Here is a 22,984-nt window from a genome sequence, read left to right as displayed (position 1 = left end):
CAACGAGGAGAGGCCCGCCGGTGAAAGCCGGCGGGCCTCTCCTCGCTTTGTGTGTTCTCGGCTCAGCGCTCCACGAGTGCGAACAAGCTCTCCCAGCGGCCGACAATCTCATCCGTGGAGAACCGCTGGATGTTCTCGCGGGCCGCTTCGCCCATCGCGTCCCGAAGGTCCTTGTCGGACATCAGGGCGTCGAGATGCCGGGCGAATTCGGTGATATTGCCCGGGGGAGCGAGGAGGCCGTCCTCGCCGTCCGAGATGATCTCGTGGACGCCCGGCGCCACATCGAAGGCCACACACGGCACGGCGGTCGCCATCGCCTCCATGGGAGCCAGTGGGAAGCCCTCACCGCGCGAACTCAGCGCGAACACCGCGCTCTCCCGCAGCGCCCCGGGCACATCGCTCGTGCGCCCCATCCAGTCGACGGAGGAGGCGATGCCCAGCTCGGCGGCCTGCTTGCGCAGCGCCCCCTCTTCCTCGCCGGAGCCGTAGATCCGCAGCGTCCACTCCGGGTGCTGCGGCGCGACCTTCGCCCAGGCCTCCAGCAGCAGGTCCACGCCCTTCTCCTCGTGCAGCCGGCCGATGCTGACCACGTACTTGTGGGACCGGCTTGAGGGGGCGTCAGGGAAGAAGGGCAGCGGGTTCGGCATGAAGCCGACATTGTCCATCCGCTGCCTGATCCAGCGGTCGGCGTCCTCACGCGTGAGCGTCAGCATCCGGTCGACGTCCCCGTAAAACCGCTTGACCCGGCCGAAGCGGGACGACTTGCGGCAGGTGTCGAACGATTCATGGCTCATCCCGATCACGGTCAGACCCGCGGTGTCGGCCAGCGCGACCCACTCCATCGCCCACACCTGCGTGACGATCACCACTCCGCCCGGCTTCGCCGCCCGGAACAGCGCGCTCATCTTGGCCGCCTGCTCATGCATCCCGGCCTCCCGGGCGGCCCGGCGGCGCTGCTCGGCCACGTTGAGCCGGCCCTTGAGGCCGCGGGCGGGACGGACCGTCGGCGGGTGCTCGGCGTAGAGCGTGGTGGTGTTGAACGGCAGATCGTCGGCCAGCTCGTGGACCCGCCCCTCGGGCGGCGGCACCACGCCGACGATGTGCACCCGGTGGCCCCGCTCGCTGAACAGACGGGCCATCTGGTGCGACCAACTGGTGATGCCACCCAGCTCGTTGACGCTGTTGGAGACGAAGAAGATGTCCCGCGGCTCGGCTGCGTACGACTTGGTCATCAACGGCTCCACTGCGCAAAGAACTGATCGACGATGCTCTGAGCGGCGTCGCCCTGGTCGTATTCTCCGAACTTGGCGACGAATTCCTTGCGGCTCTTCGCGAATTCCAGAGCCTGCGTCTCGAACGACTTGATCGTCTCGTGGAAATCGTCCTCGGTACGGACCACCGGGCCCGGCGCATGCTCCAGCAGATCGAAGTAGGTGCCCCGGCCCTCGTGCACATACTCGTCGTAGTCGTAGGTGAAGAACACCAACGGCCGGTCGAGCAGCGCATAGTCGAACATCACCGACGAATAGTCGGTGATCAGCCCGTCGGCCAGCGCCAGCAGGGGCGTCACATCATGGCGTGCCGATACGTCGATGACCCGGCCCTCCACCGTCGGGGGCAGCACCACATGATTGAGGTAGTGCGAGCGCACCAGGAGGACATAGCGGTCGCCGAACTGGTCGGCGAAACGCTCCACGTCGAAGGGCAATTCGAAGCGCCCGTGCCGGCCCCCCGCCTTGCGGAACGTCGGTGCGTAAAGCAGTACGGTCTTGTCGTCGGGAATGCCCAACTCGGCGGCCAGCGGCCCGCGTTCACGCCGCCCCAGCTCCGTTTCCCGCCGCCGGGTACGCACCAGCGCGTCATTGCGCGGGTAACCCACCCGCAGCAGCGTCTTCTCCTTGAGCCGGAAGGCCCGGGCAAGGGTGTGCACATCGTGCTCGGAGCGGATCAGGAAACGGTCGAAGCGGTCCAGCGAACGCTGCTGCTCCGCCTGCTGCTGCCGGGTCTGCGCCTTCAGCGTCGGCTGGTCGAAGCCCATGTTCTTCAGCGCCGAGCCGTGCCAGGTCTGGAGGTAGGTGGTTTCCGGGCGCTTGGTGAGCTTGAGCGGGTAACTCTGGTTGTCCACCCAGAACTCGGCCTGCGCCAGCGCCTTGAGATACGGCAGCGACCAGCGCCGGACGAGCGTGACGCCCTTCGGGAACGCCTTCGGGGACCCGCTGTACGACCAGATCGCCTCGAAGTCCAGGCCCTGCCGGCGCATTTCCTCGTAGATGGCGCGCGGGCTGTCGCTGTACTGCTTGCCCAGGTGGCTTTCGAAGACCACCGTGCGCTTCTTGATCGGCAGCCGGCTGAACACCTCGTGATAGGCGCGGAGCTTGTTGTCGCCGGAGGTGACCTTCTTGCGCAGCTCCTTGGCCTTGCGATAGCCGGTCTTGGCCAGCGTCCCCGGCTTGCCACGCACTCCGCGGGTGATCAATTCCTGCACCCGCTCGCCGTTGCGGCCCTCGCTGACCAGGCGGAACGCCAGATGCCCCTTGGCCGAGACATGCGGCTCCAGATGATCGGCGACCATCCGCGTCAGCCGCGGCCGGACCGGCAGCCCGCCGGACAGCTCGGTGTCGGCGACGGTGAGCCGGGTCGTGGTGCGCACCCCGTCCACGACCAGGCGCAGACGTACGTCCCAGATGGTGTCGACGATGCCCAGCGGGCGCAGCTTGGCGGTGAGGTCCGCCGCGGTCTCCCAGAAGACGGTGTCACCTTCATGGCGCAGCGCCTGCACCGGGAACTGGAAGGACTGCAGACTGCGCCGCCGTGCGCTGAACTCCAGCTCACCCTTCAGCTGCGCACCGGCGGGGATGACGCCGAGCGGATTGGTGATCCGCCCGGCCAGCGAGACGGTCCTGCCGGACGCGCTGAAGCGGGTCAGCTGATTGCGCAGGAACAGCTGGTTGACCGGCTTCTCGTGGTAGCCGATGTCGGTCACGTCCAGCACTTCGCGCCCGAACGCGTCATCGAAGTGGCCGTCGCACCAGTAGATCCGGCCGTCGTGCTCGGCGAGCGGCGAGGAGACCTTGTCGCGGTTGATGAGGGTGTCCACCGCCGGGATCAGATTGTCCCAGTCACTCTGCTGGAGCAGATACGCGCAGATGGCCTGTATCGGCTGGACGCGCTCATACGCCTCGGGAGCGATGCTCGCGAGGTATTCCTGGGAGAGTTCGGCGAACTCCCGGCGGTAGGAATCGTCGCGGAACGGCAGATCCCGCAGATGCAGTACCAGGTCGTGCTTGAGGAATTTGACGTCCTTGGCGAGCTTCATCTCGGGCAGGCCACGCTGTTCCAGCAAGGCGTCAATACGCTTGTGGACTTCCAGCCGGTGGATGTAGTTGGTCATCTCGTGCCGTCGGTTCGTCACCGACTTCACGGCGGCCTGCTCGTGAACGTTCCAGAAGTAGACCTGATTCGGGATCAGGGTGATGCCGTTCGCCGCGAGGTAAGCATCGGCGATAAACAGCAGATCCTCGTAGAACATTCCCTTGGGGAACACGAGATTGTTCTCGACGAGGAAATCTCGGCGGTAGCATTTGTTGGTGCACAAGGTGTCCCACACAAACAGGTCCGGCAATTCCGTGACGGACTCCAGGGTGCGGGTCGTGGAGTACAGCCAGGAATACCACTCGTCCCGCTTCTGGTTGCGGGTGTCCTTGTGCAGCCGGACGCACAGACCGGAAACGATGTCCGACCCGGATTCCTCCGCGGCCTCCAGCATATTCCGGCACGCATTGAGTTCCAGGACGTCATCGCTGTCCAGGAACATGACGTAACGGCCCTTGGTGTGCTGGATGCCGACGTTCCGCGGCTCGCCTCCGGCACCGCTGTTCTCCGGCAGCTGGAAGGCTCTGACGCGCCCCGGATGGGTGGCCGCGAGGTGCTGCGCCACTTCGAAAGAACGGTCGGTGCTGCAATCGTCGACGATCACCACCTCGACGTCCCGGAGCGTTTGATCCAGCACGGACTGGACCGCGGTCGGCAACCGGTCGGCGTCGTTGTAGACGATGACGACTACTGAGACGTCAGGCACAGGCACCTCAACCCTCTTTCGCTACTGTTTCCCGCCAGAATAGCCCCATCTGTACCCTCGCGATATACCGATCGCACCCATAGCGTTACGGACAGTGAGCTGCCGGCGCATCGGGAAGGGGCACTCCGGTGTTCGGATCTTGACCATGCGTCATCTCTGGAGATCCGCCCACCAGGGCTGGTTCCGGGCCAGCAGGGAAGACGGCCGCTCCCGTGAATCGGTTGCCTGCCGGGTATGTGACGTCCGTTGCGATCAGACATTTATCGGATTCCGTCACGACGGCAGCGCACGACGGCAATCGGCGGTACGCGACAACAACACAAGACGGCAACGGTGGCGTCGTCGGCCCCCGGTCCGGGCACGTCCGCGGCCTCCCATACGTCCTCCCCATGGCGGAGGCGTCAGCCCGGGTTCAGGGAAAGATCCTGCTCAAGAACTAGCGACGCGCCTTTGCCAAGCCATTACGCTTGCCGTCAAGGCCGCGCAGGGCGGCCATGGAGGAGTGAGATGAGGAGCAGCAACCCGGTCTTCTCGCGACGGGGGTTCAGCCGCGACACCGGCTACGCGGGCTTCAACGCACCGCCGCAGGCCGGGGGCCCCACCGCGAACCCGTACGCCGGCACGAACCCTTACGCGCAGGGCGGCAACCCCTACGCACAGGGCACGGACAACCCGTACGCCCAGGGCCAGCAGCCCGTCACCCAGGCACCGCCGCAGTACACCCCGCAGACCCGCCCGATGACGATGGACGATGTCGTCGCGCGTACGGGCATGACGCTCGGCACGGTCGTCGCGGGCGCCACCGTCGGCTGGCTGTTCCTGACCGAGAACCTCGGCTTCGCCATCGGCGCCGGCCTGGTCGCGATGGTGCTGGGGCTCGTCCAGTCCTTCAAGCGCAAGCCGTCGCCCGCGCTGATCCTGTCGTACGCGGCGCTGGAGGGTCTCTTCCTCGGCGCGCTCAGCGGCTTCATCAACGACCTGCCGAAGATGAACGGCGCCCCCATGCAGGCGGTGCTGGGCACGATGGCGGTTTTCGTCGCCATGCTGGTCGCCTACAAGACGCGGATCGTGCGGGTCACCGCCCGCTTCACCCGCTTCGTGATGATCGCGGCCATGGGCTTCGTCCTGCTGTCGCTGGTCAACCTGATGTTCATGGTGTTCGGCGGCGGCGAGGGCCTCGGCTTCCGCAGCGGTGGTCTGGGCATCCTCTTCGGCGTCGTGGGCGTGGTCCTCGGCGCGCTGTTCCTGGCCCTGGACTTCAAGCAGGTCGAGGACGGCATCGCCTACGGTGCGCCGCGCGAGGAGTCCTGGCTCGCGGCGTTCGGTCTGACGCTGACCCTGGTGTGGATCTACATGGAGATGCTGCGGCTGATCTCGATCCTCCGGGGCGACTGACCTCGCACGGCGCGCTCGACGCGCGCGACGAAGGGCCCGCGGGCAGCAGCCTGCGGGCCCTTCGTCGTTGAGTGGGTCGAGTACGGTGCGTGGGGCGCGTTCAGTGCCGGAAGGGGCGCTGAGCCCGTCCTCGCGGATCAGAACTTGCGCGCGGCGCGCCTGAGGTCGTGTTCATGGACGATCGCCTTGGCATGTCCGTAGGCGAGGTTGTGCTCGCCACGGAGCCAGCTGACCTTTTCGTCGAAACGGAAGAGAGCGGGGCCTTCGTCAACGGTGCGGAGCCAGTCGGAGATTTCCCGGCCGGTGCAGTGCGGGATACGGGAGAGCATGTTCCGGTGGGTCTCTTCGGAGAAGAGCTGAGACATCGGCGCCTCCGGACGCGGTCGATGCTGGTTCTTCAGCACACCGTGCCTGAGCGTTCCGCCGTTGGCAACCACCCGGGGGTGGCGCATAGGCTCACAGCGTGCTTGACGTGACCCCCTTGCAGACCGCCGTGGACGCCCTCGCCGACCGCCTCAGGTCGATGCCGCAGAGCAGGCTCGGCCAGGGCGCCGCGGCCGAAGGGCTTGCGCTGGCGCGGCAGTTGGCGACCCGTGCGCAGCTGATCGAGCGGCCGGGGGAGCCGCCGCACGAGCTGCCGGACGCCGGGATGTTCGCGGCCGGTGATCAGCTGGCGGTGGCCGGCCATGATTTGGTCGAGGCGCTGCGGGCCGCGGCGGCCCGGGTGGCCGACACGCCGGCCGACTCTGACGCGAAAGTGGCCCCCGCCCAAGAGCTGGCGGAGGCCGTGCGAGGGGTCCGGGCGGCGGCGGAACGCTGCTAGGGCGAGTCTCTCGCGCCGCCGCGCCGGGTCAGAGTGAGGCGATGACGCGGTCGGCGAGGATGTAGACGCTCTCGTCGCGGCTCTCGCCCCAGGAGAAGGTCAGCGCGTACGCGCCGGAGATACCGGAGCCGCCCAGCAGTACCGGGGTGCGGCCGGAGTGCAGTGCGCCGGCGACGCGGTCCGCGGTCTCGCGCTGTCCGGGGGTCAGGCAGAGCGTGGTGCCGTCGGCGAAGACGTAGACGTCCAGGGTGCCCAGCGGGCCGGGGCGGACGTCCGCGAGCGGGGTGGCCTGCCGGGCCAGCTCCTCCAGGCGCGCGACGGTGCGCTCGTGGTCGCCGATCACGGGGGAGGGCGAGAAGTCCGGGTGCGAGGGGTGGCGCCGGCGCGCGGCGGCCAGCTCGGCGGACTCGGTCTCCTCGACGGGCTCCAACTCCGGAGCGTCCAGGGCCTCCAGCGCCTCCATGGACTCCAGGGTGTCCATCGCCTCCAGGGCGTCCGGGCCCAGCAGCGGCTCCAGGCCGGCCAGGTCCGCCTGCCGGGGCAGGAACGGCTGGGTGTCGAGCCGGTCGAGCTCCGGCCGCTCGGGCAGCTCGCGCTGGTCGGCGCGGGCGTCCAGCGGGCCCTCGTCACCGAGTCCGACCAGGCCGCCCAGCAGGGAGGGGGCGTCGGCGGCGTCCCTGGCCTCCTGCGCGGCCCAGAAGGCGCGCGCCTCGGCCAGTTCGCGCTCCCGCTCCTCGGCGAGTGCGTCCGCGACCGCGGCACGTATGTCCGCGAGCGGGGTCTCGACGGCCGGGGTGGTGCGGGCGGCCGGGATGGTCGCGGTGGCTGCGTCTGCTGCGTGTGCCGTCTCGGCGCGCGCGGCGGCGTCCTGACGGGCGGCGACGAGCTCGGCGTGCAGCTCGGCGATCTGGCGGCGCAGCGCGCGGGCGGTGTGCAGGGCGACGGCGCCCAGCGTGACGGCGACGACCGCGGCCAGCAGCAGGACGAGGGTGGTGACGCTCATGCCGAAACCTCTCTTTGTTCGGTCTCGCATGTGCGAGACGCGCACCGTTCGATCATTCGCCCCCAGCCTTCGGCCGGGGGGACCCCCATGTGGCGCTCGCTCATACGTCCTCCCCACTTCGCTCGGCGGCCCAGATCCCACGGGCCGCGCATCGATGAACGGACTTCCCCCGGCCTTCGGTCGGGGTGAGCCCCTTGATGCGCTCGCTCACGGGGCTACTCCTGGTGGCGGCTCGCTCACCGGCGTACTCCCGTTAGCAGAATGTTCTCCGACTTCCTACATCAGGCTGCCGGGGGTCGGCGACCGCTCCCAGTGCACTATGTCCCGAAATGCCGGGGGCGATAGGCCTTATACGCCGGGGTGACCCCATGCTGACCTGCAAGAACGCTTCTCCCCCAGGGCGTTGGTCACAATCCTGGGGGAGATTGGGTCGCGATCTTGTTAACGCGTGACGCAGGTCACGCCGTGTCGCCGCCCGTGTTCATGCGACAGCGAAGGGTGTGCGCGGGGCGGAAGTTGGTCCGTTTTCCGCGCACACCCTTCGAACTGGCCGGGGACGGAGTCCGCCCCCCGGCTCAGCTCAGCTCAGCCGCTCGTGCTGTTGGTCGCGCTGGGCTTCGCTTCCGCTGCGGGCAGGTGCCGGGCACTCGTTCCTCGCACCCGCCCCCTACCCTCCGCTGCAGCTCAGCTCAGCCGCTCGTGCTCTTGGTCGCGCTGGGCTTCGCTTCCGCTGCGGGCAGGTGCCGGGCACTCGTTCCTCGCACCCGCCCCCTACCCTCCGCTGCAGCTCAGCTCAGCCGCTCGATGACCATCGCCATGCCCTGGCCGCCGCCCACGCACATCGTCTCCAGGCCGAACTGCTTGTCGTGCCACTGAAGGGAGTTGATGAGGGTGGTGGTGATGCGGGCGCCGGTCATGCCGAAGGGGTGGCCCACGGCGATCGCGCCGCCGTTGACGTTCAGCCGGTCCAGGTCGATGCCCAAGTCGCGGTAGGAGGGGATCACCTGGGCGGCGAACGCCTCGTTGATCTCGACCAGGTCGATGTCGGAGACCGACAGGCCGGCGCGCTGGAGCGCCTGCTTGCTGGCCTCCACCGGGCCGTACCCCATGATCTCGGGGGACAGGCCCGAGACGCCGGTGGAGACGATCCGCGCCAGCGGGGTCAGGCCCAGCTCGCGCGCCTTGGTGTCGGACATGATGACCAGCGCCGCGGCACCGTCGTTCAGCGGGCAGCAGTTGCCGGCGGTCACCAGGCCGTCGGGGCGGAAGACCGGCTTGAGGCCGGAGACGCCCTCGACGGTCACGCCCGCGCGCGGGCCGTCGTCCTTGGAGACGACCGTGCCGTCGGGCAGCTCGACCGGAGTGATCTCCCGCTCCCAGAAGCCGTTGTTGATCGCCTTCTCGGCGAGGTTCTGGGACCGCACACCGAACTCGTCCATGTCCTGGCGGGTGACGCCCTTGAGGCGGGCGAGGTTCTCCGCGGTCTGGCCCATCGCGATGTACGCGTCCGGGATCAGGCCGTCCTCGCGCGGGTCGTGCCAGTCGGCGCCCTCCTGCTCGGCGCGCGCCGCGGTACGGGCCTCGGCGTCGGCGAACAGCGGGTTGTGGGTGTCGGGCAGACCGTCGGAGGTGCCCTTGACGCTGCGCGAGACCATCTCGACACCGGCCGAGATGAAGACGTCGCCCTCGCCGGCCTTGATGGCGTGCAGTGCCATCCGGGTCGTCTGGAGCGAGGAGGAACAGTAACGGGTGACGGTGCAGCCCGGGAGGTGGTCCATCCCCATCTGGACGGCCACGATGCGGCCGAGGTTGTGGCCCTGCTCGCCGCCGGGCAGGCCGCAGCCGAGCATCAGGTCGTCGATGTCCCTCGGGTCCAGCTCGGGGACCTTGGCGAGGGCGGTCTCGATGATCTTCGCGGTCAGGTCGTCCGGACGCAGATCCTTGAGCGAGCCCTTGAAGGCGCGGCCGATCGGGGAGCGGGCGGCTGAGACGATCACGGCTTCGGGCATCACACGGCTCCAAGTGCGCGGGAAAGGGCGGACTGTGAGGGAAGTTACCTGCACGTAGTGCTGAGGTCACGGGGTCCGCGCTGTGATGCGGGCCTCTTTTCTAAGCGGGCGCTTATGGGAACGGGGAAGGGCCGCCGGGTATTCCCGTACGGGCCCTCCCGTACCGCTTCGCGCCGCTCCTGGCCTGCCCGGCGGCCGCACCCGTCATCCCGTGACGGACGACCGGTCCGTGGGCTCCTCCGTCGGCAGCTGGCGACGCCTGCGGTGCTTGAGCAGCGCCCAGGGCGCGCGGGAGGCGGTGACCTCCGTACCGCCCTCGGAAGCCGCTTCGGCGGCCGCCTGCTCGACCGGCAGGATGCCCTCGCCACGGGCGGGCTCCGGACGCTCCTCCTCAGGCCACAGGCCGAGCGAGGCGCACAGCGTCGGCAGCAGGGCCATCGCGGCGGTGGCGTAGCCCTCGGCCGACGGGTGGTAGTTGTCCGGCCCGAACAGCTCCCGCGGACGCGCCTCGAACTCGGGGCCGAGCAGATCGCCCAGCGAGACCGTCCGGCCGCCGCTCTCGATCACACCGATCGTCTGGGCGGCGGCCAGCTGCCGGGAGAGCCGCCGGGCCACCCAGCGCAGCGGCTGATAGACCGGCTCGATGGTGCCCAGATCAGGGCAGGTGCCGACAACCACCTCGCAGCCGACGGCGCTGAGGGCGCGCACCGCCTCGGACAGATGGCGTACGGACTGGGCGGGCGGCATCCGGTGGGTGACATCGTTGGCGCCGATCATGATGACGCAGACGTCCGGGGTCTTGGTGCCGTCCGCCAGCATCAGGGCCACCTGACGCGCCAGATCGTCGGACTGCGCGCCGGGCAGCGCCACATTGCGGAAGTCGACGGGCAGCTCGGAGAGCGCGGCCAGGCCGGAGGCGAGGAGAGCGCCCGGGGTCTGGGAGGCGCGGTGCACGCCCTGGCCCGCGGCGGTGGAGTCGCCGAGGAAGCCGAGCCGGAGCGGTGGTCGGTCGGTGCGGTGGCCGAAGGCGGCGCCGTAGCGGCCGTCGGCGCACGGCGGAATGTCGCTGGAGCCGCCGACCGTACGGCGGGCCAGCCGGACCTCGGTCAGCAGCACCCCTACGGTGGCGACGCCGAGCAGGCCGATGCCGCCCCCGCCGAACGCGGCGGCGGTGGCGATCCGCCGGGCCACTCTCGCCCTGGACATCGTCATCGGCATGGGCCGGGCACCTCCCCGTGCAGCGCGTGCGTGCCACGGCCCGGAGGCCGGACGCGCTCTTGAAACGGCAAGAACTCCTACAACAGGGTGTTGCCCGTTCCCGCACGGAACGCAACGCATCCTTCCCCGGCGTGTCCATCAGCTCACGGCGGGTCCGCTCCCCGAGCCGAAAGACACGCCCGGACGGACCCGGGCAATAGGCTGGCGGCACGGGCGCAGGAGAGCGTGCCCCCGACCGCGGAGACCACCGTGCAGTTTTACGATTCGATGATTGAGCTAGTCGGCAACACCCCGCTCGTGCGGCTCAACAACGTGACTCGAGGAATCCAGGCCACCGTCCTGGCGAAGGTCGAGTACTTCAACCCCGGCGGTTCGGTCAAGGACCGGATCGCGGTGCGGATGATCGAGGCCGCCGAGCAGTCGGGTGAGCTGCAGCCGGGCGGCACGATTGTCGAGCCGACGTCCGGGAACACCGGCGTCGGGCTCGCGATCGTGGCCCAGCAAAAGGGTTACAAGTGCATCTTTGTCTGCCCGGACAAGGTGTCCACGGACAAGATCAATGTGTTGCGGGCGTACGGCGCCGAGGTGGTGGTCTGCCCGACCGCCGTGGACCCCGAGCACCCGGACTCGTACTACAACGTCTCGGACCGGCTGGTGCGCGAGACGCCCGGTGCCTGGAAGCCCGACCAGTACAGCAACCCGAACAATCCGCGCTCGCACTACGAGACGACCGGACCCGAGCTGTGGGCGCAGACGAACGGGCGGATCACCCACTTCGTGGCGGGCGTCGGCACCGGCGGCACGATCAGCGGCACCGGCCGTTATCTCAAGGACGCCAGCGACGGTGCGGTCCGGGTCATCGGCGCCGACCCGGAGGGCTCGGTCTACAGCGGCGGCTCCGGGCGCCCGTATCTGATCGAGGGCGTCGGTGAGGACTTCTGGCCGACGGCCTACGACCGTACGGTCGCGGACGAGATCGTCGCGGTCTCGGACAAGGACGCCTTCCAGATGACCCGGCGGCTCGCCAAGGAGGAGGGCCTGCTGGTCGGCGGCTCCTGCGGGATGGCCGTGGTGGCCGCGCTGGAGGTCGCCTCGCGGCTCGGCCCGGACGATGTGGTGGTCGTGCTGCTGCCCGACAGCGGCCGCGGCTATCTCTCCAAGATCTTCAACGATGAGTGGATGGCCGACTACGGCTTCCTGGAGGAGGGCGGCACCGCCGCCCGGGTCGGCGAGGTGCTGGCGCACAAGGAGGGCGCGCTGCCCTCGCTGGTGCACATGCACCCGGAGGAGACCGTCGGCGAGGCGATCGAGGTCCTGCGCGAGTACGGCGTCTCGCAGATGCCGATCGTCAAGCCGGGCGCCGGACACCCCGATGTGATGGCCGCCGAGGTCGTCGGCTCGGTCGTCGAGCGGGAGCTGCTGGACGCGCTGTTCACCCAGCGCGCCTCGCTGAGCGACCCGCTGGAGAAGCACATGTGCCCGCCGCTGCCGCAGGTCGGCTCGGGCGAGCCGGTCGCCGACCTGATGGCGGTCCTGGAGAACGCGGATGCGGCGATCGTCCTCGTCGAGGGCAAGCCGAAGGGCGTGGTGAGCCGGCAGGACCTGCTGGCCTACCTGGCGCGCGAGGCCGGAAAGTAGCGGCGGACCCCGGCGGCCGCCCGTGTGGCGGCCGCCCCTTTGGGATCCGGCACGGCGTCAAGTGGCCGTCAGGAAACGGGCCGTCGCCGCAAGATGTACGTATGTGTCATGTGCTCGCAGCGCGGGCTTAACACTCGTCAGGCACATTGATGTCCATGGCGATACGGAACTCCGGAGCGGCTCCCGGACCTCCATGATCGCCACCCGGATGCGAAGACCGGCCCTGACCCGGATCGCGTCCCTTGCGGGGACCGCCGTCGTCCCGCCCCCGGCTCGGCCGGGGTGCGGCGGTCCCCGCAACACCTCTCTTGCCTTCGCCGTCCTGGCGGAGCGTCAGTCCCACTCCCCGTCCTGCTGGTTCGTACGCGGCCGCAGCAGATTCCGCAGGCCCACGCTGTGGACGGCGTTGACGCCGACGATCCCGGCCCAGCACACCAGCAGACCCGGCAGCCCGGCATTGATCGTGGCGATCGCGGACAGCGGGACGGCCAGCACCAGCGAGAGGGCGGCGACCCCGAACCGCTCCCAGAAGTCCCGGCCGGCGACCTCCCGGCGCGGCGGCCGGTCGCCGCGCGCCACCTGCACCTGCTGCTCGGCGAGTTGCCGCCGCACCCGCCGGTCGACGTTCTTGTCCAGCTTCTCCAAGAAGGACTCCACCAGTTCCGACTCGTACTCCGGCCCCAGCTCCTTGCGGGTCTGAAGGGTCGCGTCGAGTTCTTTCCGCAGATCGGGGTCGTGTGTCGCCATGGTGCCGAGATTACGGCCGGCGGGCGGGCGGCGCGGTAGGGCTAGCCCCCCAATCCGGCGGGGGTCGCTTCGCCGTCGTGCGCCGCGGGTTCCGGGATGCGCGCGGTGTCGCCGCGGGCGGCCAGCCAGTACAGGACGGCCGGTACGGCGAGCCCGATCAGCCAGGAGATGTCGGCGCCGCCCAGCGGCTCCACCAGCGGGCCGGTGTAGAAGTGCGTGGCCAGGAAGGGGAGTTGGGCGAGCACGCCGAGGGCGTAGACCGTCAGCGCCCGGGCGTTCCAGGCGCCGTAGCGGCCGGCGGGGTCGCTGAGCGCCGGGATGTCGTAGCGCTCCTTGGAGATCAGGTAGTAGTCGACGAGGTTGATCGCCGACCAGGGCGTGAAGAAGGTGAGCAGGAAGAGCAGGAAGTCCTTGAAGGACGTCAGGAAGGAGTCCTTGCCCAGGAGGGCGACGGCGGTGCCGGCCACCATGATTCCGGCGATGTAGGCGGCGCGGCCGCGCGGCGAGAGGGTGCGCTGCCCACGGAAGCCGCTGACGCTGGTGACCAGCGACATGAAGCCGCCATAGGTGTTGAGGATGTTGATGGTGAGCTTGCCGAGGGCGATCACGAAGTAGAGGAACGAGGCGATCAGCCCGGCGCCGCCCAGGCCGACGATGTAGCCGACCTCGTGCCCCACGAACGCGGCGGGCGCCGCGGCGGCCGCCAGCGCGCCGAACGTCATCGACCACTGCGAGCCGAGCACCGAGCCGGACAGCGTCCACCAGAACGTGGCGCGCGCCGAGGTGTGCCGCGGGAGGTAGCGCGAGTAGTCGGCGACGTACGGGCCGAACGCCAGCTGCCAGGAGGCCGAGAGCGAGACGGCGAGCAGGAAGACCGGCAGCCCGAAGCGGTGGTCGTGCAGCAGTGCGCCGAGGTCGGCGCGCTGCACGAGCCGGATGCCGAGGTAGACGAAGGCCAGCGCGCAGACCAGCCCGGCGATCTTGCCGAGGGTGTGGATGAGGCGGTAGCCGACGGTCGCGGCGACGGCGGTGACCGCGGCGAAGAGCACGATTCCGGGTGTCTCGCCGAGGTGCGTCAGCTCACCGACCGCCTGGCCGGCCAGCACGCTGCCGCTGGCGAAGAAGCCGATGTACATCACGATCACCAGCGCCAGCGGGACCACCGCCCCGCGGACGCCGAACTGCGCTCTCGAGGTGATCATCTGCGGCAGTCCGAGCCGCGGTCCCTGCGCGGAGTGCAGTGCCATCACCGCACCGCCCAGGAGGTTGCCGAGCAGCAGCCCGATCAGCGACCAGAACGCGTTCGCCCCGAAGACGACGGCCAGCGCGCCGGTGATGACGGCGGTGATCTGGAGATTGGCGCCCAGCCAGAGCGTGAACTGGCTGACCGCGCTGCCGTGCCGTTCGTCGTCGGGGACGACGTCGATCGAGCGTTGTTCCACCACACCTGCCATGAATGCCGCCTCGCGTCCGCCTGTATGGATTCATGCAGGATCAACGGCAATGAATGGAAGGTCAATAGGTGGGAGTTAATTAGAGGTAACGAGCGGCGTCCGGCCCCGAGGTGGGGCCGTTCGTCAGGCCCGGGGAAGGGGGCGCGCGTCGGGCCCCGGGGCGGGGCCGCGCATCAGGCCGCCGGCACCTCGCCCATCGGCCGCAGCTCGTCCGCGTACGAGACCGAGACCCGTCGCATCAGCCCGTCCTCGGTGATGTCGTACTGGCCCAGGCGCCACAGCGGCGGCGAGTAGGCATGGACGGAGACCGCGTCGTCGGTCGCGCCGGTGAGGCGGTGGATGTGGTCGGGGCCGAAGCAGAAGGAGGCGCCCGCGCCGACGGCGGTGGCCAGATGCTCGCCGCCGATCCGGGGGTTGGACTCGGTCAGTACGCCCTGGACGACGCGCACCGCCCCGGAGGAGATGTCGTGGTCGTGCCAGCCGGTGTCGTTCTGCCGGGTCCAGCACAGCAGCCAGACATCGACGAACTCATCGCGGTACAGGGATGCGTAGTGGCGCTCGCTGTCGGAGAACGCGACCTGCTCGCGCCACAGGTCCGGGCGGGACGCGAGCTCGTCGACCAGGGCCTGCAGCTCGTGCTTTTCGAGATTGCGCTCGGGCAGTGTGGTGAACGGCTGCTCGCCGTCGGGGACCTCACGGGCGGCGTCGGCCTGGGAGGTGCGGTACGTCATGGACGGGCTCCTTTCATCGGGCCCAGCAAGCGGGCCGGGTTGGCGGTACGCAGGGCGTGGACGGCGGCATCCGCGCCGAGGTCGGGGATCACGGGTTCGGCATACGGGCGGTCGCTGCCGCTGACGACCACATCGATGCCGACGGCCCGTACGAGCGCGTCCACCGCGCGGGTTCCGTACGAGGACGTCTCGTAGAAGGCGCCTGCGTCCACCCGGCCGCGGTCCCGGCCCCCGCCGCGTGCGACCAGCCGCTCGCCGTGCAGCGGCGCCAGACCGGCCAGCGCCGCGAAGCAGACCCGCAGATCCGGGTGGCGCGGCCGGCCGAAGGCGCGGAAGGCGAACCAGGAGGCGTGCATCTGCTGGAGGTAGGGGACCAGGGCGGGCCACCAGGCGGGCGCGCCGGCGTCGGCGGGAGGGGCCGCGCCCGGGTGGATGAACAGCGGCTTGTCCAGCTCGGCGGTGACATCCAGCAGCGGCGCGCAGCGGGCCCAGCCCGCGGCGTCGAGCAGCGCGGTGGCCGGCAGTTGCAGCCCCACGCAGCCGCGGGTCAGCTCGTGCCGCAGCGCCTCGGTGTCCGGTTCGGGGGCCGAGAGGCAGGCCGAGGCCCAGACGCCGAAGGGGGCGGGCAGGTCCAGCGCGCCGTCGTGGAAGGCGGCGAGCAGTGGTGCGGCCTCCTCGGGCGGCAGATATTCGATGCCGAGCGGGCTGGAGAGCGACACCAGGGCCAGATCGAGGCCGTCGGCGCGGGCGAGCCGGGCGCGGGCGGCGATGTCGTGGTCGGCGGGGCCGACGGCGTACGGAGGTTCGCCGGGCAGATGCAGCGTCCAGCCGTCGAGCCGCGGTGGGGCGGTGCGCGCCCGTAGCAGCGCGACGAACTCGGGCGGCCAGATGTGCTGGTGGACGTCGGTGGGCACGGGCCTCCTCAACCGCTTCACTTAACCGCTTAACTGATGCGTTTAAGTGAAGCGGTTAACAGGCTGTGCTGTCAAGGCCGTAGCGGCTCGGTGGGGGGTGCCACGCCCTCCTTGGGTAGGCTTCCGGACATGGCCAGGCCCAATAAGCGCACCACCCTCCGCGAGGTGGCCGAGGCCACCGGACTCTCCACCGCAGCCGTCTCCTACGCGCTGCGCGGCAAGCATGTCTCCAAGGAGACCGAGGAGCGGGTGCGCAAGGCCGCCGCCGAGCTCGGCTACGAGGCCGATCCGATCGCCCGCGCCCTCGCCAGCGGCCGTACGAGCACGGTCGGTGTACTCGCCGGCGATCTGCAGGACCTCTGGCAGCAGCAGCTGATGGCCGCGATAGGGCGCGAGCTGCTGGCCGGCGACCGCTATGCGCTGATCCTCGACGCGGGCGGCGACCCCGAGCGCGAGCTCGCGCTCGCCAAGCAGCTGCGCGACCAGCGCGTGGACGGTCTGCTGGTCTCGCCCGTCGACCCGTCCGCCGAAGGCTGGTCGAAGATCGCCGACGCCGTGCCGGTGGTCTCCATCGGCGACGCGCTGAGCCGGGCCCGTACGGCCGGCGAGGTGCTCTTCGACAACCGCGCCGGCATCGACGCCGTCCTGGACTACCTCCGCGGCCTGGGCCACCGCCGTGTCACCGTCCTCACCCCCACCGGCCCCTCCACCCCCGACCGGCCCGCCGACGTCTATGTGCGCGAGGCCGCCGACCGCCTCGGTATCGACGTCGAAGTCCTGCCCTGCGCCCAGGAGCTGGGCGAGGCGACCGCGATCGCCCGCCGGGTGCTGACCAACAGCCCGGACGGCCGCCGGCAGACCTCCGCCGGCCTCGCCCCGCCCACCGCCGTCTTCTGCTTCTCCGACTCCATCGCGTACGGCGTCTACGCAGCCGCCGCCGAGGCCTCGCTGACCGTCGGCCGCGACATCTCCGTCGTCGGCTTCGACGACCACCCCGTCTCCCGTGTCCTGACCCCGCCCCTGACCACCGTCGACTGGGGCCTGACCGACATCGCCAAGGAGGCCGCCCGCCTCGCGGTCGCCGCGATCGAGGGCCGCCGGGTCCGCCGCAAACGCATCCTGTGCGCCCCGCGCCTGTCGGAGCGGGGGTCGGCGCTGCGGGTGGCGGAGTAGCGGGCCTCCGGGCGCGGTGACCGGCGAGTCTTCGGGCGCGGTGCCCGGCGGGCCTCCGGGCGCGGTGACCGGCGAGTCTCGGGCGCGACGCCCGCGTTCTCATGCCCGTCGCGCCCGCACCATCAGCCAGTCGCGGTGGGTGGACCAGCGGGTGTGGCCGGTCACGGTGAAGCCCGCGGTGGCGAGCTGGGCGGTGAGCGGGGCCAGGCGGTGCTGGACATACCAGCGACGGAGGTCCGGGGCGTAGGGGACGGGTTCCCAGCCCTCGCCGTCGCCCTCGGCGAGGCTCAGGACGAGCAGTCCGCCCGGTCGTACGACACGGGCGAACTCGCCCAGCGCCGTGGGGACTTCAGGGCGCGGAACATGGAGCAGCGCGGCCACGCACCAGACCGCGTCGAGGGCGGCACGGGCCAGGGGCAGGGCGCGCATATCCGCCTGGACGAGGCCGGGGACGGCGTCGGCGGCGAGCATCTCGCGGGAGAGATCGAAGCCGGTGACCTCGAAGCCCCGGTCGCGCAGCAGGCAGGTGAGGTGGCCGGGGCCGCAGCCGATGTCCGCGATCCGCGCGCCCGAGGGGAGCAGCGCGGCGAGACGGTCGGCCTCGGCCGCTACCTGGGGCGGGGCGGAGCGCCACCGCCGGGCGTACGCGGGGGCGATGGCGTCGTATGTGTCGCGGGTGGCGGCGGTGTGGTCGGTCATGCGCGCACCTTAGGACGGCGTGCCCCGGGTGGGCCCCGGAACGCGAAGTTCCGGCTGTACGTCTCCGGCCGCACGTCCCCGAAGTGGGTCTCCGGCTGCGGGCCTCCCGCCGAGGGAGCAGACTGGTGCGGCGTGCTCCGGTACCGTCGAGGCGCGGTGCCGGTGGTCGGCCGACGGGCGGATGGGCGGGTTCTCGATGAAGCGGTCCTCGATGAGCGAAGCCACGGCGGTGAGCCGGGACACGGCGGCGGAGGCTGCCGAACAGGGCGCGCCCGACGGGGAGTTGGCGGACCGGCTGGAGGCGCACCGTACCGAGCTGACCGGCTACTGCTACCGGATGCTGGGGTCCGCCTTCGAGGCCGAGGACGCCGTGCAGGAGACCATGGTGCGGGCCTGGCGGAGCTATGACCGTTTCGAGGGCCGGGCGTCGCTGCGGTCGTGGCTGTACCGGATCGCCACGAATGTGTGTCTGGACCTGCTCAAGGGCAGCCGGCGCCGGGCCCGGCCGATGGACCTTGCCTCCCCGTCGAGCGTGGACACACCGGTCGGGGCGGGTCTGCCCGAGGCGACCTGGATCGGGCCGGTCCCGGACGAGCGGGTGCTGGCGTCCGCCGGGGACCCGGCGGAGGCGGCCGTCGCCCGGGAGTCGGTCCGGCTCGCGTTCATCTCCGCGCTCCAGCGGCTGGCGCCACGGCAGCGGGCGGTGCTGATCCTGCGGGAGGTGCTCAGCTGGTCGGCGCGCGAGGTCGCCGAGCTGCTGGGCAGCTCGGTCGCCTCGGTCAACAGTGCGCTGCAGCGGGCCCGCGCCACTCTCGCCGCGTCCGGCGACACCGCCGGCGAACCGCCGCGCCCCCTGGACGACGCCCAGCAGGCCCTGCTGGGCCGCTATGTCGACGCCTTCGAACGCTTCGACATGGACGCCCTCACGGCCCTGCTGCACGAGGACTCCACGCTCTCCATGCCGCCGTACGCACTGTGGTTGCGCGGCCGCGAGGACATCCTGAAGTGGCTGCGCGGTCCCGGCCACGGCTGCGAGGGGTCGCATCTGGTGGCCGTCGCCGCCGCGAACGGCCGGCCGGCGTTCGGGCAGTACCGCGCGGACGGCGAGCCCTGGGCGATCCAGGTCATCGACACGGCGGACGGACGGATCACCGCACTCAATTCGTTCCTGGACACCGAGCGGCTGTTCCCGCTGTTCGGTCTGCCGCTCCGGTACGGCGGTCAGCTCGAAGAGGCATAGCGGCCCGGTCAGGGAACAATGGGCGGCGCCTTCCGGGCGCGGTCGACGGGCAGGGCTTCGGTCGGCCCCGTCACCGCGAGGAGGAGCCGGAGCGCCTTCGGGTACGTGGCGCAGCCGGATGCCGTGCCCCAGCCGACGGACGGTGATCCGGCCGCCCGCCCCGCCTCAGCCCAGCTTGTGCTTCTTCAGCCAGGCGTCGGCCACCCGGTCCGGGTCCTGCTTCTCCTTGTCGACAAGGCGGTTGAGCTCGGTGAGCTGGGGCGTGGTGAGGGTGTTGCCGAGCCGGGCGAGCGCCTTGCGGACCTTGGAGTCGGCCTTGCGGGAGGCGATCAGCGGGACGATGTGCTGGGCGGGGATCAGATTCTTGGGGTCGGCGAGCAGCACCCAGCCGTTCTCCACGATGTCGACATCGGTGGTGAAGACATTGGCGATATCGATGTCGCCCTTTTTCAGCGCGCCCTTGACCAGCGGCCCGGACGAGTCCAGCGCCTTGAATTCCTTGAATTCCACGCCGTATTGGTCCTTGAGGCCGACGACCCCGACGACGCGCTTTTTCATTTCGGCGGCGGCGCCGAACACCAGCTTGCCGTTGACCTTGCGCAGATCGGCGAGCGTCTTGAGGCCGAAGCGGTCGGCGGTCTCCTGGGTCACGGCGAAGCTGTCGCGGTCCTCGGCGGCCGCGTACGGGAGGACTTCGAGACCGTCCGGCACCACGGTGGCCAGCGCGTTCTGCATCGCGCCCGCCTCGGTCTCGGTGGCCTTCTTGTCGAGATAGAGCAGCAGGCTGCCCTGGTATTCGGGGAGCAGATCGATATCGCCGGAGCGCAGCGCGGGCACCACGATCTCGCGGGAGCCGAGGTTGGGCTTGACGGTGGTCTTGACCCCGGCGGCGTTCAGCACGCCCGCGTACAGGTAGCCGAGGATCTGGTTCTCGGTGAAGTTGGCGGTGCCGATGGTCAGTCCGCCGCTGCTGTTGCCGCTGTCACCGCCGGCGCCGTCCCCCTTGAGGGAGGTGATGCCGGAGGAACAGGAGGCCAGCAGTGGGGCCGAGGCGCCGGCGAGGAGGGTGGTCAGGACGGTACGACGGTTCATGGGCGGAGCTCCTCGGACGTACGTAGGGGCGGGGGCGGCGGGTGCTCAGCGGGCGGCGGCCGGGCGGCCGCGGAACAGCAGCCGCGTCAGGCCGCCCAGGGCCAGGTCGGCGGCGACGGCGAGCACGGCGACCAGGGCCGCACCGCCCAGGACCTGCACCAGGTCGCGCTGCGCCAGACCGTCGAAGACATAGCGGCCCAGCCCGCCGAAGCTGACGTAGGCGGCGATGGTGGCGGTGGCGACGACCTGCACGGTCGCCAGCCGTACGCCGGTCATGATCAAGGGGAGGGCCAGCGGGAGTTCGACCTGCCACAGGATCTGGCGGCCGCGCAGTCCCACGCCCTTGGCGGCGTCCTTGACCTCGGGGTCGACGGCGGCCATGCCCGCGTACGTATTGGTGATGATCACGGGCACGGCGAGCGCGACCAGGGACACATACACCGGCCAGACGCTCAGTCCGCCGGCGAGGAAGACCAGGGTGACCAGGCCGACGGTGGGCAGCGCCCGGCCGAAGGAGGAGAGGTTGACGGCGAGGAAGGCACCGCGGCCGGTGTGCCCGATGAGCAGACCGATCGGCAGTGCGATCACGGCCGCGGCGAGGGTGGCGAGCACCGAGTACTCCAGGTGCTCCAGGATGCGGGTGGCGATGCCCTCGGGGCCCGACCACTGGGCCGGACTGGTCAGCCAGGAGGCGAGGTTCTTCAGGAGTTCGAGCATCGGTACGTCACGCCCGCTTCCACAGCTTGGAGGTGCGCTGCCGGGAGGTGCCGCGCCGCCAGGGGGTGCACAGCCACTGGACGGTCACCAGCAGCGCGTCGGCGACCAGGGCGAGCAGCAGGGTCAGGATCACGCCGGCGATGACCGGGGTGGGGTAGTTGCGCTGGAAGCCGTCGGTGAAGAGCTGGCCGAGGCCGCCGTATCCGATGTAACTCGCCACGCTGACAAGGGAGATGGACATCACCGTGGCGACCCGTACGCCCGCCATGATCACCGGGAGGGCGAGCGGTAGCTCGACGGTGAGCAGGGTGCGCAGCGGCTTGGTCCCCATCGCCTTCGATGCCTCGCGGGCCTTGACCGGGACCGCGTCCAGGCCCTCGACGGTGTTCCGTACGAGCACGACCAGGGTGTACGCGGTCAGACCGACGATCGCGGTGGTGCGGGTCAGACCGGTGATCGGCAGCAGCAGGACGAAGAAGGCGAGGGAGGGAATGGTGTAGAGGATGTTGGACGCGCCGAGGACGAAGCCGCGCAGCGGCCGTACGCGGTGCGCGAGGACCGCCAGCGGCAGCGCGATCAGCAGGCCGAGGAGGACGGCGGGCACGGCGGTGGCGAGGTGGTCCGCGGTCAGGCGGGTCATCTCGTCGGCATGGTCGGGGAACCAGCCCCATTCGATGGTCATGCGGGGCGCTCCGCGGTGGGGGCGGTCTTGCGGAGCGTGGTGTTCTCGGTGGCGGGCGCGGCAGGGGCGGTTTCCTCGGTGGCCGCCGCCCGTCCCGCCTCCGCGTGGCTGCGGCCGGCCCGCTCGTGGATGGCGTCGCGCGAGGTGAGGCCGGTCAGGATGCCGTCGGCGGTGACCCGGGCGACGGCGGCGGCCGGGGAGGAGACCGCCTCGTTGAGCGCCGAGAGCAGCGAGTCGGTGTCCCGCAGCGCCCGTACGGTCTCCAGACGAGCCTCGCCGGCCGTCCCGCCGCTGGGCAGTGCGTCGGTGTCCAGCCAGCCCAGCGGTTCGCCGCGCGGGGAGGTCACCAGACGCCAGCGCGCCCCGTCGCGGGAGATCTTGCCGACCGGTTCGTCCGCGCGTATCGCCTGGCCGGGCGCGTACGGCACATCCGCGAGGGTGGTGAGCGAGAGCAGCTTCAGCCCGCGCTCGGCGCCCAGGAAGTCGGCGACGAAATCATCGGCGGGGCGGGCCAGCAGCTCGGCGGGCTCGGCGCACTGGACGAGCCGGCCGCCGGTGCGGAAGACCGCGATCCGGTCGCCCAGGCGGACCGCCTCGTCGATGTCGTGGGTGACGAAGACGACGGTTTTGCGCAGTTCTTCCTGGAGCCGCAGCAGCTCGTTCTGGAGCTGGGTGCGTACGACAGGGTCGACCGCGCCGAAGGGCTCGTCCATCAACAGGACGGGCGGGTCGGCGGCGAGTGCGCGGGCGACGCCGACGCGCTGCTGCTGGCCGCCGGAGAGCTGGTGCGGATAGCGCTTGCCGGCGTCGGCCGGCAGACCGACCAGCTCCAGCAGCTCGGCGGCCCGGGCGCGCGCCTTGCGCCTGCCCCAGCCCAGCAGCAGCGGGACCGTCGCGATGTTGTCCAGGATCGTACGGTGAGGGAAAAGGCCGGACTGCTGGATGACGTAGCCGATGCCGCGGCGCAGCTCGGCGGCGTCCGCCTCCAGGATGTCGCGGCCGCCGACGCTGATGGTGCCGGAGGTCGGCTCGACCATGCGGTTCACCATCCGCAGGGTGGTCGTCTTACCGCATCCGGATGATCCGACGAGGACGGTGACGCCGCCCTCGGGGAGATCCAGGGACAGATCGTCCACGGCGGTTGTGCCATTCGGGTATCGCTTGCTGACTGCGTCGAACTTGATCATCCGCTGCCCCTTGCCCGGCCTGCATAGTGTCATGCAGAGTCTTAGGCACGTGAATAGAAGTCAATAGGCGCGGGTAAATCGCCTGTTACATCGCCCGTTAATTGCCTGTTACTTCGACTCACCGTACGGAACGAGGTGTCGGACTTCCGTCCACAAAGAGCGTTATAAGAGGGAGTTGAGCCCC

At 70.3% G+C, this 22,984-nt stretch carries 20 protein-coding genes; 5 read left to right on the top strand and 15 right to left on the bottom strand.

Annotated elements, in window-relative coordinates; translation table 11 throughout:
- Window positions 1-62: 62 nt before the first annotated feature.
- Together KI385_RS18735 and KI385_RS18730 are read right to left on the bottom strand one after the other, a co-directional pair.
- Window positions 63-1,232: a glycosyltransferase gene (locus KI385_RS18735; RefSeq protein WP_238573318.1), complete on the bottom strand. Its 1,170-nt coding sequence runs from the start codon at window positions 1,230-1,232 to the stop codon at window positions 63-65.
- Window positions 1,232-4,078, bottom strand: a complete 2,847-nt coding sequence (locus tag KI385_RS18730) for a bifunctional glycosyltransferase/CDP-glycerol:glycerophosphate glycerophosphotransferase (RefSeq protein ID WP_238577744.1) — start codon at window positions 4,076-4,078, stop codon at window positions 1,232-1,234. The genes KI385_RS18735 and KI385_RS18730 overlap by 1 nt, the downstream gene beginning before the upstream one ends.
- 507 nt (window positions 4,079-4,585) lie before the next feature.
- Here KI385_RS18730 and KI385_RS18725 point away from each other — a divergent pair.
- Window positions 4,586-5,473, top strand: coding sequence for a Bax inhibitor-1/YccA family protein (locus KI385_RS18725; protein ID WP_128503663.1), 888 nt, complete (start codon window positions 4,586-4,588; stop codon window positions 5,471-5,473).
- Between the two features lie 137 nt (window positions 5,474-5,610).
- Here KI385_RS18725 and KI385_RS18720 read toward each other — a convergent pair whose 3' ends face one another.
- Window positions 5,611-5,838 (bottom strand): DUF4287 domain-containing protein, encoded by a 228-nt coding sequence (locus KI385_RS18720; protein ID WP_006605171.1) that lies wholly within the window; start codon window positions 5,836-5,838, stop codon window positions 5,611-5,613.
- Window positions 5,839-5,936: 98 nt separating this feature from the next.
- On the opposite strand from KI385_RS18720, the gene KI385_RS18715 reads away from it, so the two are divergent.
- Window positions 5,937-6,296: a hypothetical protein gene (locus KI385_RS18715; RefSeq protein WP_238573317.1), complete on the top strand. Its 360-nt coding sequence runs from the start codon at window positions 5,937-5,939 to the stop codon at window positions 6,294-6,296.
- A 28-nt stretch (window positions 6,297-6,324) separates the two neighbouring features.
- Here KI385_RS18715 and KI385_RS18710 read toward each other — a convergent pair whose 3' ends face one another.
- From KI385_RS18710 to KI385_RS18700, 3 genes are all read right to left on the bottom strand, one after another.
- Entirely contained in the window at window positions 6,325-7,299 is a 975-nt protein-coding gene (locus KI385_RS18710; RefSeq protein WP_238573316.1) for a hypothetical protein, read from the bottom strand.
- Between the two features lie 788 nt (window positions 7,300-8,087).
- Window positions 8,088-9,308: an acetyl-CoA C-acetyltransferase gene (locus KI385_RS18705; RefSeq protein ID WP_238573315.1), complete on the bottom strand. Its 1,221-nt coding sequence runs from the start codon at window positions 9,306-9,308 to the stop codon at window positions 8,088-8,090.
- 204 nt (window positions 9,309-9,512) lie between these two features.
- The gene (locus tag KI385_RS18700; protein ID WP_238573314.1) at window positions 9,513-10,526 is read right to left on the bottom strand and encodes an SGNH/GDSL hydrolase family protein; all 1,014 of its coding nucleotides are present in this window, start codon (window positions 10,524-10,526) and stop codon (window positions 9,513-9,515) included.
- A 249-nt stretch (window positions 10,527-10,775) separates the two neighbouring features.
- Here KI385_RS18700 and KI385_RS18695 point away from each other — a divergent pair, with 249 nt between their 5' ends.
- The gene (locus KI385_RS18695) at window positions 10,776-12,164 is read left to right on the top strand and encodes a cystathionine beta-synthase (protein ID WP_238573313.1); all 1,389 of its coding nucleotides are present in this window, start codon (window positions 10,776-10,778) and stop codon (window positions 12,162-12,164) included.
- 333 nt (window positions 12,165-12,497) lie between these two features.
- Here the strand turns inward: KI385_RS18695 and KI385_RS18690 are convergent, their stop codons facing one another.
- From KI385_RS18690 to KI385_RS18675, 4 genes are all read right to left on the bottom strand, one after another.
- A complete protein-coding gene (locus tag KI385_RS18690) occupies window positions 12,498-12,911 on the bottom strand; it encodes a hypothetical protein (RefSeq protein ID WP_238573312.1) in 414 nt (137 codons plus the stop codon).
- A gap of 41 nt (window positions 12,912-12,952) precedes the next feature.
- Window positions 12,953-14,365, bottom strand: a complete 1,413-nt coding sequence (locus KI385_RS18685) for a purine-cytosine permease family protein (protein ID WP_238573311.1) — start codon at window positions 14,363-14,365, stop codon at window positions 12,953-12,955.
- A 173-nt stretch (window positions 14,366-14,538) separates the two neighbouring features.
- On the bottom strand, window positions 14,539-15,096 hold the full coding sequence (locus tag KI385_RS18680) for a cysteine dioxygenase (RefSeq protein ID WP_238573310.1): 558 nt from the start codon (window positions 15,094-15,096) through the stop codon (window positions 14,539-14,541).
- On the bottom strand, window positions 15,093-16,010 hold the full coding sequence (locus tag KI385_RS18675; RefSeq protein WP_238573309.1) for an amidohydrolase family protein: 918 nt from the start codon (window positions 16,008-16,010) through the stop codon (window positions 15,093-15,095). Before KI385_RS18675 ends, KI385_RS18680 begins: the two co-directional genes overlap by 4 nt.
- 129 nt (window positions 16,011-16,139) lie before the next feature.
- On the opposite strand from KI385_RS18675, the gene KI385_RS18670 reads away from it, so the two are divergent.
- A complete protein-coding gene (locus KI385_RS18670) occupies window positions 16,140-17,183 on the top strand; it encodes a LacI family DNA-binding transcriptional regulator (protein ID WP_238573308.1) in 1,044 nt (347 codons plus the stop codon).
- A gap of 99 nt (window positions 17,184-17,282) precedes the next feature.
- Here KI385_RS18670 and KI385_RS18665 read toward each other — a convergent pair whose 3' ends face one another.
- The gene (locus tag KI385_RS18665; RefSeq protein WP_238573307.1) at window positions 17,283-17,882 is read right to left on the bottom strand and encodes a class I SAM-dependent DNA methyltransferase; all 600 of its coding nucleotides are present in this window, start codon (window positions 17,880-17,882) and stop codon (window positions 17,283-17,285) included.
- Between the two features lie 211 nt (window positions 17,883-18,093).
- On the opposite strand from KI385_RS18665, the gene KI385_RS18660 reads away from it, so the two are divergent.
- Window positions 18,094-19,122, top strand: a complete 1,029-nt coding sequence (locus KI385_RS18660; RefSeq protein ID WP_238573306.1) for a sigma-70 family RNA polymerase sigma factor — start codon at window positions 18,094-18,096, stop codon at window positions 19,120-19,122.
- A 165-nt stretch (window positions 19,123-19,287) separates the two neighbouring features.
- Here the strand turns inward: KI385_RS18660 and KI385_RS18655 are convergent, their stop codons facing one another.
- The 4 genes from KI385_RS18655 to KI385_RS18640 are packed head-to-tail and all read right to left on the bottom strand — an operon-like array spanning window position 19,288 to window position 22,800.
- Window positions 19,288-20,214, bottom strand: coding sequence for an ABC transporter substrate-binding protein (locus KI385_RS18655; RefSeq protein WP_238573305.1), 927 nt, complete (start codon window positions 20,212-20,214; stop codon window positions 19,288-19,290).
- A gap of 45 nt (window positions 20,215-20,259) precedes the next feature.
- Window positions 20,260-20,931 (bottom strand): ABC transporter permease, encoded by a 672-nt coding sequence (locus tag KI385_RS18650; protein ID WP_238573304.1) that lies wholly within the window; start codon window positions 20,929-20,931, stop codon window positions 20,260-20,262.
- Window positions 20,932-20,938: 7 nt separating this feature from the next.
- Window positions 20,939-21,613, bottom strand: coding sequence for an ABC transporter permease (locus tag KI385_RS18645; protein WP_128503631.1), 675 nt, complete (start codon window positions 21,611-21,613; stop codon window positions 20,939-20,941).
- Window positions 21,610-22,800 (bottom strand): ABC transporter ATP-binding protein, encoded by a 1,191-nt coding sequence (locus KI385_RS18640; protein ID WP_238573303.1) that lies wholly within the window; start codon window positions 22,798-22,800, stop codon window positions 21,610-21,612. Before KI385_RS18640 ends, KI385_RS18645 begins: the two co-directional genes overlap by 4 nt.
- Window positions 22,801-22,984 lie beyond the last annotated feature (184 nt).

Source organism: Streptomyces inhibens, assembly GCF_022221585.1.
Classification (GTDB): Bacteria; Actinomycetota; Actinomycetes; order Streptomycetales; family Streptomycetaceae; genus Streptomyces; species Streptomyces inhibens.
The sequence above is the reverse complement of the archived record's forward strand: the minus strand, read 5'-3'. Positions and strand labels throughout refer to the sequence as shown.

Bases quoted from the DNA above. Each gene is read 5' to 3' on its own strand.
- KI385_RS18700 (WP_238573314.1), bottom strand. From the start codon at position 10,526: ATGCCGATGACGATGTCCAGGGCGAGAGTGGCCCGGCGGATCGCCACC.
- KI385_RS18645 (WP_128503631.1), bottom strand. From the start codon at position 21,613: ATGACCATCGAATGGGGCTGGTTCCCCGACCATGCCGACGAGATGACC.
- KI385_RS18690 (WP_238573312.1), bottom strand. From the start codon at position 12,911: ATGGCGACACACGACCCCGATCTGCGGAAAGAACTCGACGCGACCCTT.
- KI385_RS18735 (WP_238573318.1), bottom strand. From the start codon at position 1,232: ATGACCAAGTCGTACGCAGCCGAGCCGCGGGACATCTTCTTCGTCTCC.
- KI385_RS18655 (WP_238573305.1), bottom strand. From the start codon at position 20,214: ATGAACCGTCGTACCGTCCTGACCACCCTCCTCGCCGGCGCCTCGGCC.
- KI385_RS18650 (WP_238573304.1), bottom strand. From the start codon at position 20,931: ATGCTCGAACTCCTGAAGAACCTCGCCTCCTGGCTGACCAGTCCGGCC.
- KI385_RS18670 (WP_238573308.1), top strand. From the start codon at position 16,140: ATGGCCAGGCCCAATAAGCGCACCACCCTCCGCGAGGTGGCCGAGGCC.
- KI385_RS18665 (WP_238573307.1), bottom strand. From the start codon at position 17,882: ATGACCGACCACACCGCCGCCACCCGCGACACATACGACGCCATCGCC.
- KI385_RS18640 (WP_238573303.1), bottom strand. From the start codon at position 22,800: ATGATCAAGTTCGACGCAGTCAGCAAGCGATACCCGAATGGCACAACC.
- KI385_RS18710 (WP_238573316.1), bottom strand. From the start codon at position 7,299: ATGAGCGTCACCACCCTCGTCCTGCTGCTGGCCGCGGTCGTCGCCGTC.
- KI385_RS18685 (WP_238573311.1), bottom strand. From the start codon at position 14,365: ATGGCAGGTGTGGTGGAACAACGCTCGATCGACGTCGTCCCCGACGAC.
- KI385_RS18725 (WP_128503663.1), top strand. From the start codon at position 4,586: ATGAGGAGCAGCAACCCGGTCTTCTCGCGACGGGGGTTCAGCCGCGAC.
- KI385_RS18705 (WP_238573315.1), bottom strand. From the start codon at position 9,308: ATGCCCGAAGCCGTGATCGTCTCAGCCGCCCGCTCCCCGATCGGCCGC.
- KI385_RS18680 (WP_238573310.1), bottom strand. From the start codon at position 15,096: ATGACGTACCGCACCTCCCAGGCCGACGCCGCCCGTGAGGTCCCCGAC.
- KI385_RS18720 (WP_006605171.1), bottom strand. From the start codon at position 5,838: ATGTCTCAGCTCTTCTCCGAAGAGACCCACCGGAACATGCTCTCCCGT.
- KI385_RS18660 (WP_238573306.1), top strand. From the start codon at position 18,094: ATGAGCGAAGCCACGGCGGTGAGCCGGGACACGGCGGCGGAGGCTGCC.